We start from the raw sequence: 11,302 nt of genomic DNA on the forward strand, positions 1-11,302 counted from the left end.
TACAGCCAAAGCTGCACCTACAGAGCTTTGCACTCAAACCCAAACCAAGAAAAAAAATTGAAAGCGTTACTTCGCAACGCTTTCAATTTTTTTTCTTGTGGTTCGTTTGATCGGTAATATTTGGCTGATTGGTGGGGCGATCGCGATCAAAGCTATTTACTGATTTTGCGACATTCATCACTAGATACTGATTGAGCACTACCATCAGGAAGCGTTTTAACACAGGCAATATCTCTTTCAGAGGCAAAGAATGTATAGGCAATAACCCCAGAAAGTACGATTAAAGATATAGGAATTAGCACATTTAAAGATAGCCACTTGGGACGTAATTTCTTCTTGATACTGGCTAGATTTTTCTGGACTGATAAAATATTAGGATGTTTAGCATTAAGCGATCGCTTGTAAATTTTGATCGCTTGTTCATAAAGCCCTTTGACTTCTTGATAACGCTTTTGTGAGTAGTACATGGCTGCTAAATCCACTAAACTCGCCGCAACTTCTGGATGATCTACGCCTAACACCTTTCTTTTGATTTCTAATGCTTGTAAAAACAATGATTCTGCTTTCTGGTAAAGGGCTTGGGCATTATAAATTGCGGCTAGATCTAACATTGCCGAGGCGACATCAGGATGATCATCTCCTAATGCTTGCTTACGAATAGCGATCGCTTCTAGAAATAGTTTCTCAGTTTTATCAAATAGGTTTTGTGAATAACTAACAACTGCTAAATCGATTAAACTATTAGCAACATGGGGATGAGATTCTCCATACAAATGTTGATTGACAATTAAAATTTGCTCAAGATAGTTTTCAGCCTCATCATATTTATTAAACTTGCGATTTTTTTGAGCTAGCTCGTATAAGCATTCCAAAAAAAGGCTAATCTTACCGTTAGCATAGGGTGGGTCAGGCTCAATTCGATAGGTAGCACTAGTATTGCTACTAAAAACAATTTCATCACCATGCATCAATATCCAAGAGTCACGCATTTCACCATTGATCAGTAGCCCATTGGTACTTTTTCCTTTTTCAGGTGTGCCGTCACTTAGTCGAAATATTTGTAATAGTGGATCTGGTACTACTATTCCTGTCAAAGTTGCGTGTTCACGGGATACTGACTGCGATCGCAATACAATCTCATTTTCTGGCGATCGCCCAAGGACATAGCTCTTACTATCTAGTAAGATTCGTTGCTGTCCTTCAGGATCTTGCAAAATTAAATAATGCTCGAATTGACTGCCTTCAACTACGGTTGCATCTTGGGGAATGATGGATCTGTTAGTCATAGTAAGAGGGGCGATAGCTAATTACGGAGAGCACAATGGTCAGAATACTCAGATAGTTGAAAAATTATGACATTGTTTAAAGCTAACCTACCCACATCAAACTTGCAACAATCAATAATGAGCTATTTGGCTGAAACAATCCGATGCGAGGCTTTGTTTTGGGTTTTAGGCACTCTTAAAAAAGCGAATAATTTCGCGGACATGCTCCAAAAACTGACTGTCGGTACTGAGTTGCGCGATCGCCTGTCGTGACTCTCGGACTAAGCGCTCATGATCACGCTCATTGGTGGCGCGTAGATCTTCGAGATTTGCTCCTAATCTCGATAAATCTTTGCGTGTTTCCTCAGAAAACTGTGCGTATTTCGTTACCCATGAATAGGGATTTTCACTGCTAAGCTGTTCGTTAATTTGTCGTACTGACTCTTCCAAATTGGCAAACCTTTGGCGCAACTCCATTACATCTTCGCGAGGATAATCAATTTGCTGGTAAATTGCGCTCAACCTCTGAGATATGTACTCATAGGCGCTAATCGCAGGACGCAATATCGTCAATAAAAGTGCAGCGATCGCCCCCACATAACCGATAGTGCCAATGCCACTTGATGCTAAAACATAAAGAGCGATCGCCGAAATTACATGTAATGCCAGCGCTAATCCTAACGATTTTTGGGCAAGCGATTTGACATAAGGTAATTGGTTATCATCGACATTAATACCTTTTTCCTTAGAAATTGTTGCTTGATTAAGTACAGCCTTAGATTGAAAATAAACATTCCAAGGCACAGTAACGATGATAATCAGCCATACAAAAATGCTTGCGCCAATTCCCCAATCAATAAAATTACCAAATGGCAAATTTAACCATTGAGTTAGCCCAAATCCTGCCAGAAATATCAATAGTAAAGCGCCAAGCCAACCAATAAAATTACCCATAGGATTATCTGCAAATATTTAAAGTCTACTGAACTAACTATGCCAAAAGATCAAAAGCGGCGCTCTGCGCCGCTTTTGATCTTTTGTTTGGATAATCCTAATTAGGGAATTTTTGTGGAAACTGTGCAGTTTCTACATTTAAAGCAACTGTTTGACCAGCACGCTTAACTTCCATACGGATTTTGTCACCAACTGCTCGATCTTCAACTAATTGGGTAACTTGATCAGCAGTCAAAATTTCTTTATCGTTAAATCTGACAATCACATCACCACGCTTAGCGCCTGCTTTTGCCGCAGGAGAGTCATCTACGACTCTAGTAATCAATACACCCTTATCTTCAGAAATTTGGATGCCAAACTCAGTGTCTTGATTGACCTGTCTTTTGACATTTGGATCAACCGTTACCATTTGAATACCAAGATAAGCACGGCTGACTTTACCGTTCGCAATTAGTTGCTTAGCAATGCGCTGAGCAGTTTCAATCGGAATTGCAAAACCTAAACCCTGTGCGCCTTGGATAATCGCAGTGTTGACTCCAATAACTTCGCCATTTTGATTAAGCAAAGGACCACCTGAGTTACCAGGATTAATAGCAGCATCGGTTTGAATGAAGCTAACGCGCTTATCAACACCGATTTGTCCACTATTACGACCGATCGCACTGATGATGCCAGCCGTAACTGTATTGTCTAGTCCCAGTGGATTACCGATTGCGATCGCCCAGTCTCCTGGTTGTAAATTTGCCGAACTGCCAAGACTCACGGTAGGCAAGTTGTCTGGCTTAACCTGTACCACCGCAATATCGGTTAGTTCATCGCTACCAATTACCTTACCTTCAATTTGGCGACCATCTTTGAGAATTACAGTTACCTTGTCTGCACCACTAACAACGTGGGCATTGGTGATAATGTCTCCCTCTTTATTAATGATAAAACCAGAGCCAGTACCTCGTTCAACCCGTTCTCTAGGCATACGACGTAATTGATCGCCAAAAAATTGGCGAAACATGGGGTCTTCCAAGAATTCCTGAGGAATCTGTTGATTGCTAGCAACAGTACGAGAAGCATTGATTCTAACTACTGCGGGTCCCGTACGATTAACGGCTTCCACCACATAGTTGCGAGGTACGGTAATCGATTTAACTTTGTCACTCTCTTGTGCGATCACTGGTGATATCGATGCAACTTGAGTTACGGGCGTAACTACCGTCGTATTTGGCGATCGCACTCCAGATACAACCGCCCAAGCTCCCAAAATTACACCTAAAAGGAGCATCGAAGCATAAATCAAAGGTTGCTTGTAACGAGATTTTTTGTTTGAGTCTCTCATAGCTATTTCCGCGACCAATAATATCTAAATTCTACTAAAGATTTTTTTTCATGTTAATCTTTCCCGCCAGACGGAAAACCGTCACTTATGGCTGCTGTCCATCATGTTGAGACATAAAACCAGAAGACGAGTGGTGACGCGAAGCGCCACTACTCGCTTCTTGGATTTTGATTTGTCCTAATACAACCGACCACAGATACATAACAGATATATAAATTAGACATAATTTTAAAGAATAATGCATCACCCACCAGAGCCGATTTATACCAAAACACAAAATGGCGTAGCCATTTTATGTTTTTAAAACTCTTACTGGGTTTGGTCTTTAATTCACAAAAGTGTGGCAACACTTTCGTGAATTGGTATTAAATGACCAATTTAAATAAATTGTGAGAGAGCGCTCGTCAGGGCGCTCTCTCACTTTGAGTAATTATTTAGAACTCATCGATTTTGGCAAAGGCACAAGTGGCTCTTCCATCGCAATTAAGATTGGTTCTTCTTTTACTTGTTTAGGAGCATTGATGTTATTTGTGACTGGGCTAAATTGAGGACTAGAGTTAAAGGTAAACATCGAGCCGAATACCCCAACCACAGCCGCCACGGATATCCCAATACCTGCCAATTTCCATTTACGACGCTGCGATCGCTTGTCAATCTCGGCAAAGACACGATTAATCATTACATCTGTCTCTGCTTTTACAGATGAATGGGCTGCCACAGGCACTGGCAAATCAATTAAGGATTGACGTAGCTTTAGTTGTTGTTGATAGAGGCGACGGAAATCAACATCATCGGACAGCCACTGTTCGACAAGTTGCTCTTCAGCTTCAGTTACTTCGCCATCTATATACGCACTGAGTAACTCAAAGCGCTCCTCTGGAATAATCATAGAACTATTAAAAATTTGGTTAGCACTCATAACTTAAATACACCCCTCGTTACATATTGGACAAATAGGGTTGTAGTTGCGCTTGTAGCTTTAATCTTGCTCTAGCTATACGTGATTTTACTGTACCAAGCGATACACCTGTTAGCTCCGAAATCTCTTCGTAAGACAAACCTTGAATTTCCCTCAAAACGATGGTTTCACGGAAACTAGAAGGCAAATCTTGAATGGCTTTGCGAAGTTGTTCATAAAACTCTTGCGTAGACATGTTTTCGATCGGGCTAGGGGCGGCGCTAGGTAAGTCCCAATTCATCTCATCACCATCGCCAGACATAAACGGTGCGTCGAGGGAAACTGAGTTGCCAACTCGTTTGCGCTTACGCAATTCGTCATAGAACAAATTAGTGGCAATCCGACTCAGCCAACCACGAAACTTTTCAGGCTCTTGTAAGCGCTTGATGTTTCGGTAAACACGCAACCATACTTCTTGGGCAAGGTCAGCACGATCTTGCCAGTCAGGAGCGAGTTTGTATAGAACTTGATCGACATAGGACTGATTACGTCGCATAAGTTCGGCAAACGCAGACTTACTGGTTTGCGCTTCGGTTTGGCACAGTTGTACCAGTTCAACGATGGGGAGCTTATCAACGGACACGGAGTTGGAGGGCTTGTACCCTCCGATGCTGGTTGACCAAGATAGGCTATAACTCATCAATTACTCGCTCCTACTGGACTTGAATCTGCACATGACTAAATGTCTGTGTTTTTATGTTCAAGTTTTAGGACGAAGAATTATCAAAGTTTGTTCCTATCAAAATAGAGCTTTACTTGATATATAGCACTTTGCCACATGAATAAAATCATCGCAAAGTACTTCTAAGTATCGATATTTAAAGATATTTCAAGAGGGATAATAGCAGTTAGTTTGGGTGTTTTTGCTAATTTATAGGTTTCCTTAGATCTTTCACCTAATTTTTTTACTTAAATTTATTTGGTTATACTTATGCAGCGATCGCAGTGGATATCAGTTTTAACGGGCGTTGTCGCCGTAGTTTTGGGTGTGGGCTATTTGATTTTGGTACAAGTACTTGATTGGCGCGGCGGCGAAATGCTACCTGCTCCTGTTGATCTGTCCTTTCTTTTTTAATGTTCTTATAGAGCGTCACAAATTGCCGCTCTATATTTTAGAGAGAGGCGCGAAGCGCCTCTTGCCAAATTCGTAGATTTTATGAAACTAACCAGAAAGGGTCATTACAGTGTGAAGGCGATGCTCGATCTGGTGGTTTGGGCAAAACGTAAGCCTGCCTCAGTCCGCGAAATTAGCGATCGCCAATCGATTCCTGCCCCATATTTAGAAAAAATCTTGATAGCCTTGCGTCAAGCAGATCTAGTGGAGTCAGTTCGCGGCGTACAAGGTGGTTACAAGCTGAAGCGATCGCCTAAAGAAATCTCTCTAGGCGAAATTTTATCGGCGGTTGGCGAAGATACTTATCCTTTGCCCAGACTCAAGCCACAGGAAAAACTCGCCTCTGATTGGGTCACATTTGCCCTATGGCAAAGACTTGATCGCAAGCTTAAGGATGCTCTTTACGGTATTTGTTTAGAAGATTTATATTACGATGCCCGCAGTTGGCAAGCATCCCAAGGACAAAGCTCAGGATTTATAGTTTAAATAAGTGAGCAAAGCTCGCTTATTTAAACAGATTTCGAGCGGATTTGGCGCATAAGGTTAGCCATTTCGATCGCCGCCATACCAAATTCCCAGCCTTTATTGCCCTTGATGCCCGCACGTTCTAGAGCCTGCTGCATCGTGTCAGTGGTCAACACCCCAAAAATAATCGGTACACCAGTTTGAAAAGAGGTTGCCGCAACTCCCTTAGAAACCTCATTAGCTACATAGTCAAAATGGGGAGTATCCCCACGAATGACAGCCCCTAGGCAAATAATTGCGTCATAACGTCCTGAATCGGCTAATTCTTTTGCCACCATTGATATTTCCAGACTTCCTGGAACCCATGCATAATCAACTTGGCTACCAGTCTCTGAAACATCAACACCATGTCTCAATAACGAATCTTGACATCCTTGGAGAAGCTTACCGACGATCAGGTCATTAAATCGAGCTACCACGATCGCAAAGCGCAAACTATCTGTATTGGTAAAGCTACCTTCAAAAACGGTCATAGAATTTTAATTTGTAGCAATTTTCAAATATTAATCAAAATTAAGCAAAGTAAAAGTTTTACAACGCCTTGCTAAGCAAGGCGTTGTAAAACTTTTTGGGGGCTTTATTAGCTATGTCTAAGCTACAAAAGCATTCAAAATGCCGATGACAATTACAAATGCTAACCAAATCAAAGAGCCAAGAAATAACAGAGGCTTTGTTTGGTTCCAAGAGCTAGGGGATGCGTAAGCTACGGGTACACCAATCACCAAAACGAAGGAAAACAATACAAAAGCTGCCAATAAAAGTTGGAATAGAATAGTCACTTTATTTAAACTCCGAATACTAAAACAAAATACTAAGACAAATCCTTTACACCAAATTAGCAGAAAATGCGTCTCTCTTAAGGTTTGAAGTAAATGGTGCTTCAGCACCATTTACTTCAAATTACAAAGCGCCTGCGGCCGTGCGATCAAGCACACCTTCAGATAAGTGCGTCGTAATATTTCCAGATTGCAAGATTGGACTGCCCTGTGCACCTTGAGGATAATCAATCACACTTACACCACCATTACCTTGCTTAAATACCCAAAACTGTTCGGGTGTAAACCCAAATAATAAACAAAGAATCGCTTTGTTTACCGCATCATGGGCGACAACCAGAGCCGTTTCACCTGCGGGAACTGACTCGACAATTTTTTGCCAAATAATTGCCACACGATCCCAAACCTGCTGTAAATTCTCACCTTCAGGCATTTGCACGGTTTCAGGTTGAGCTTGCCATACAGCTAGTTCGCCAGGAAACTCGGCTTCGATTTCATGTTCAAATTTGCCTTCCCAGAGACCATGGGAAATTTCTTTGAGTTCATCAAATAACTCCAGATTAATGTTGGGGTGCTTGCCTAAGATTTCTAGAGCCGTATCTTTAGGGCGCAACATTGGACTGCTAAAGGCTTTATCGATTTTAACCTTTGCCAAAAATTCACTGGCGCGGCGCGCTTGGGCATGACCATTGTTATTGAGGGGGACATCGATTTGTCCTTGGAAACGTTTTTGACGATTCCACTCGGTTTCACCATGACGGACTAATAACAGGCGCGGTCCATTGTGATTTTTCTTGACAGGGGGTAATGGTGAACCTGAAATATCGGCAAGATGACTAGCAAGGTTGAGAGATTCAAGCTGCACGCCGTCGGTGATACTTGCTCCTTGGAAATTGAGGACACTTATGGCGCAGTTAACTTGTTGAATATTGTGATATAGACTGACAGGGATACCGATCGCCGAGCAAATTAAAGCGCGATTAATGCCACTATGCCCCACCAACAAAATTGTTTGATCTTGATTTGTGACTAAAATCTCATTCCATAAAGCTTTGGCTTGTTCAAATAAGTCGAGGATGGGGTAGCGATCACCTAATTGAAATTTTTCTGGCTCATTTTGCCAGAGATGATACTTTTCAGGGAATTGGGCTTTAACGTCACCAGCGATCATCGATTCCCACTCACTGAGATCAATTTCGAGTAAACCCTCAGTTGTCCTTAGTTCTGGAGGATTAAAATTTTCAGCCAAAATAAGTTTCGCTGTATTTTGAGCGCGAACTAGAGGACTAGCATAGGCAACATCAATAGTGAGATTCGATAACGCTTTTCCTGCGAGCTTAGCCTGCTGTTTTCCCTTGTCGGTCAAGACGGACTGCAATTCTGGGCGATCATAATTACCTCGTCCTTGAATTTTGCTTAAGATATTGAAATTACTTTCGCCGTGACGGACGATAACTACTCGCGTACTCAGAACTTTACCCTCGTTTTATTGGTTTTTAAAGTCGGAGGTACAGCACAACCGAACCCCTAACATAATTATCAATATTAAAACACTATTAAGAAATTGTAACGCTCAACGCTGCGCTATAATACTACGATAGGCTTAAGCTGGCTGCTAGCTAAAACGCATCTAGCTGCTGGTTAAGTAATCGAGCTTACTAACCATAATCATAAACTTGAACCATCAAGTACGCTGTTTTACTTACAGGCTGAATGCTGTAGGCAAATGGTGTAAGCACCTTTTAGATAGTCTAATAAACGCCAGTCTAAGAAATAACTAATTCTTTTAACGAAACCCCACCAATTTTCCATACAAAGCAATATGTCTCGTTATCGTGATGTCAGAGCAGACACAACGACCAGTTATTAGCTCGGTACATAGCTAAGATGACTGGTTGACGATATAGGCAGATTGCAATCGAAATTTTTTCTTGTTTTCGTTATTGGTATGTTCTGTTGTAAAGCCCCTAAGACTTTTTTTGAGTCTGTTTATTAAAGGGTTTGAAAGATATTTTTTTTAATATTTTTTATACGAAGTTTAGAAAAAATATTTTTCTGGTAGGTTCTTAGGCTGGCTCTTTTGAATCGAAGAAATTCTGAGGAAATTGAATGCCAAAGCAAATAATTATTGCCGAGCAGTATCGAATTGCTGCTGTTTTTAGTGAAGATCAAATTGAAGAAATTGTTGTGGCCGCAGGAACTCACCAAGTTGGGGATGTTTACTTGGGCGTTGTCGAAAATGTTTTAACTAGTATTGATGCGGCTTTTGTCAATATTGGCGATGGCGATCGCAACGGCTTTATTCACATTACAGATCTCGGTCCTTTGAAAATGCGGCGATCGTCTGGCTCGATCAGCGATCTAGTCGTACCGCAACAGCGTGTGCTGGTGCAGGTGATGAAGGAGCCAACGGGTAACAAGGGACCACGTTTAACAGGAAATATTTCGTTACCTGGTCGTTATGTCGTCCTATTGCCCTTTGGTCGTGGGGTAAACCTATCTCGACGCATTCGCAGTGAGGCTGAACGTAATCGTCTTCGCGCCCTTGCCATTTTGGTCAAGCCTGCGGGTATGGGGATATTGGTGCGGACTGAAGCCGACGGAATGCCAGAAGAGCAGATCATTGAGGATCTCGATAATTTGCAACGCCAGTGGGAGGGCATTCAGCAGGATGTGGCAACTACACGCCAGCCCACCTTGCTCGATCGCGAACGGGATTTTGTGCAACGGGTATTGCGTGATCTCTATAGCACTGAAGTTAATCGGATTGTCACCGATACTAGCGATGGTTTACGCCGCATTAAGCAACATTTATTGGGCTGGGCAGATGGCAAAATTCCTAGCGGCTTAATGCTAGACCATCATCGCGAGCGCACACCGATTTTGGAATATTTTCGGGTAAATGCTGGTATCCGTGAAGCCCTTAAGCCTAGAGTCGATCTGCCTAGTGGTGGCTACATTATTATTGAGCCAACTGAAGCTTTGACCGTCATTGACGTTAACTCTGGCTCCTTTACCAAGTCCCAAACCTCTCGTGAGACGGTGTTGTGGACAAACTGCGAAGCGGCTGTGGAGATTGCCCGCCAAATTCGTCTGCGAAATATTGCTGGCGTAATTGTGGTGGACTTCATTGATATGGACACTCGCCGCGATCAATTGCAACTTTTAGAACATTTTAATAAAGCGTTACGTGCAGATAAGTCCCGTCCTCAAATTGCTCAGCTTACTGAATTGGGGCTAGTTGAGCTTACCCGTAAGCGCCAAGGTCAGAGTATTTATGAATTGTTTGGTCGTCCTTGCTCGACCTGTGGTGGCTTGGGACATCTAATGCATTTGCCTGGGGAAGCTGCGGGACAACCTGTTGATGCCACATCACGCACTTGGGAATCAAAACAATCGAATCAGCTTGATTTTACCTCTGAGTATGAAGATGGCGATTCGGAGTTGGGTGGTGGACTTGAGCCTAATTTGGTGAACCATCCTAGCTATCAAGAACGTGGCAATTTACGTAGACGTGGTAAACGAGCCATGCTCAACAAAGATCCACGGGAGTCGCGTGAACCAGAAAAAGTTATACCTGCGGATGTGCGATCGCGTTTCGAGCCTAGGATTGAGCCTTTAGTTGAGCCTCGTTTTGAGCCACGCATCGAGCGCGAAGTCGTAGTTGATCGGTCAGTTCCAACTAAGTTATCTTTGCCGAACATTTCTACAGCTAAGGCGATCGCCGAGCCTAGCGAAGAATTAGTGGAGGTGATTGAGGCTGCCCCTGTAGTTACGCCTGATCTACCCGAACGTCCGAATAAGCGAGAAATTCGCACCAAAGTTATTGAGCCACCAGAGGTAATTGTGGTGGAAATGACGGAAGAAGAGCAAGATGTTTATTCGCAAATTGGTGTTTCTCCCTTGGTATTACTAGATCGTGAAGTTAAAGACCCTCGCAATGTGATTGTGACTGTGGCTTTACCAGGTCAAGCGCCAAAGATTGCTAATAACATTGGCAATCTTCGCTCAAGAGCAGAATCAGTAACGGAGTCCAGATCTGATTCAGGATTTGAATCAAATACCGAAGTAAATCTTTCGGTGGAACAAGAAGAACAATTTGCCGAAAGTTTAGATGAACAAGAAATCATCGAGACACCAACTGAGCCTATAACTATTAATCCAGTGATTAGTCCAGTGATTAGCCCTGTCAAAAATGGTATTTCTAACGGTGTAATTTTGAGAGTTAATCGGGCGCAATCTACTGACTCTTTGGACAATGAAGAAAATTTAGATTCAAGATCTGAGTCGTCGGACACTTCTAAAGAGTTTGTGCCGATTCAATCGCCTGAAGCTTCGCGACGTAAGCGATCTTCAGCAACTCAACCATAAAAAAAGGGG

The 11,302-nt window shown here is 42.4% G+C and carries 10 protein-coding genes and 1 pseudogene; 3 read left to right on the forward strand and 8 right to left on the reverse strand.

What is annotated here, in order from left to right:
• Positions 1-152 precede the first annotated feature (152 nt).
• The 5 genes from H6G05_RS05245 to H6G05_RS05265 all read right to left on the reverse strand — a co-directional run bounded on the left by H6G05_RS05245 (position 153) and on the right by H6G05_RS05265 (position 5,147).
• On the reverse strand, positions 153-1,286 hold the full coding sequence (locus H6G05_RS05245) for a tetratricopeptide repeat protein (RefSeq protein ID WP_190576939.1): 1,134 nt from the start codon (positions 1,284-1,286) through the stop codon (positions 153-155).
• A 165-nt stretch (positions 1,287-1,451) separates the two neighbouring features.
• Positions 1,452-2,219 carry a hypothetical protein gene (locus H6G05_RS05250; protein WP_190576941.1) on the reverse strand — a complete coding sequence of 256 codons (768 nt, stop codon included), beginning with the start codon at positions 2,217-2,219 and terminating at the stop codon, positions 1,452-1,454.
• Between the two features lie 97 nt (positions 2,220-2,316).
• A complete protein-coding gene (locus tag H6G05_RS05255; RefSeq protein ID WP_190576943.1) occupies positions 2,317-3,549 on the reverse strand; it encodes an HhoA/HhoB/HtrA family serine endopeptidase in 1,233 nt (410 codons plus the stop codon).
• 430 nt (positions 3,550-3,979) lie between these two features.
• A complete protein-coding gene (locus H6G05_RS05260) occupies positions 3,980-4,468 on the reverse strand; it encodes an anti-sigma factor family protein (RefSeq protein ID WP_190576945.1) in 489 nt (162 codons plus the stop codon).
• A gap of 19 nt (positions 4,469-4,487) precedes the next feature.
• Positions 4,488-5,147, reverse strand: coding sequence for a sigma-70 family RNA polymerase sigma factor (locus H6G05_RS05265; protein WP_190576947.1), 660 nt, complete (start codon positions 5,145-5,147; stop codon positions 4,488-4,490).
• A gap of 291 nt (positions 5,148-5,438) precedes the next feature.
• Between H6G05_RS05265 and H6G05_RS05270 the strand changes: the two genes are divergently transcribed.
• Complete coding sequence (locus H6G05_RS05270) at positions 5,439-5,582, forward strand: hypothetical protein (protein ID WP_206756211.1); 144 nt, start codon at positions 5,439-5,441, stop codon at positions 5,580-5,582.
• An 81-nt stretch (positions 5,583-5,663) separates the two neighbouring features.
• Positions 5,664-6,107, forward strand: a complete 444-nt coding sequence (locus tag H6G05_RS05275) for an RrF2 family transcriptional regulator (RefSeq protein WP_190576949.1) — start codon at positions 5,664-5,666, stop codon at positions 6,105-6,107.
• A gap of 32 nt (positions 6,108-6,139) precedes the next feature.
• Here the strand turns inward: H6G05_RS05275 and ribH are convergent.
• From ribH to H6G05_RS05290, 3 genes and pseudogenes are all read right to left on the reverse strand, one after another.
• Positions 6,140-6,619: pseudogene (gene ribH / locus H6G05_RS05280) on the reverse strand (6,7-dimethyl-8-ribityllumazine synthase); the annotation flags it as partial.
• A gap of 117 nt (positions 6,620-6,736) precedes the next feature.
• The gene (psbZ, locus tag H6G05_RS05285; RefSeq protein WP_072143510.1) at positions 6,737-6,925 is read right to left on the reverse strand and encodes a photosystem II reaction center protein PsbZ; all 189 of its coding nucleotides are present in this window, start codon (positions 6,923-6,925) and stop codon (positions 6,737-6,739) included.
• A gap of 121 nt (positions 6,926-7,046) precedes the next feature.
• A complete protein-coding gene (locus H6G05_RS05290; protein WP_190577035.1) occupies positions 7,047-8,393 on the reverse strand; it encodes a histidine phosphatase family protein in 1,347 nt (448 codons plus the stop codon).
• Positions 8,394-9,031: 638 nt separating this feature from the next.
• Here H6G05_RS05290 and H6G05_RS05295 point away from each other — a divergent pair.
• A complete protein-coding gene (locus tag H6G05_RS05295; protein ID WP_190576953.1) occupies positions 9,032-11,293 on the forward strand; it encodes an Rne/Rng family ribonuclease in 2,262 nt (753 codons plus the stop codon).
• Positions 11,294-11,302 lie beyond the last annotated feature (9 nt).

The organism is Phormidium tenue FACHB-1050 (genome assembly GCF_014696925.1).
Classification (GTDB): Bacteria; Cyanobacteriota; Cyanobacteriia; order Pseudanabaenales; family Pseudanabaenaceae; genus Pseudanabaena.

What these genes read in the sequence shown, in the direction of transcription:
- H6G05_RS05245 (WP_190576939.1), bottom strand. Translation starts at nt 1,286, where the DNA reads ATGACTAACAGATCCATCATTCCCCAAGATGCAACCGTAGTTGAAGGC.
- H6G05_RS05250 (WP_190576941.1), bottom strand. Translation starts at nt 2,219, where the DNA reads ATGGGTAATTTTATTGGTTGGCTTGGCGCTTTACTATTGATATTTCTG.
- H6G05_RS05255 (WP_190576943.1), bottom strand. Translation starts at nt 3,549, where the DNA reads ATGAGAGACTCAAACAAAAAATCTCGTTACAAGCAACCTTTGATTTAT.
- H6G05_RS05260 (WP_190576945.1), bottom strand. Translation starts at nt 4,468, where the DNA reads ATGAGTGCTAACCAAATTTTTAATAGTTCTATGATTATTCCAGAGGAG.
- H6G05_RS05265 (WP_190576947.1), bottom strand. Translation starts at nt 5,147, where the DNA reads ATGAGTTATAGCCTATCTTGGTCAACCAGCATCGGAGGGTACAAGCCC.
- H6G05_RS05270 (WP_206756211.1), top strand. Translation starts at nt 5,439, where the DNA reads ATGCAGCGATCGCAGTGGATATCAGTTTTAACGGGCGTTGTCGCCGTA.
- H6G05_RS05275 (WP_190576949.1), top strand. Translation starts at nt 5,664, where the DNA reads ATGAAACTAACCAGAAAGGGTCATTACAGTGTGAAGGCGATGCTCGAT.
- H6G05_RS05295 (WP_190576953.1), top strand. Translation starts at nt 9,032, where the DNA reads ATGCCAAAGCAAATAATTATTGCCGAGCAGTATCGAATTGCTGCTGTT.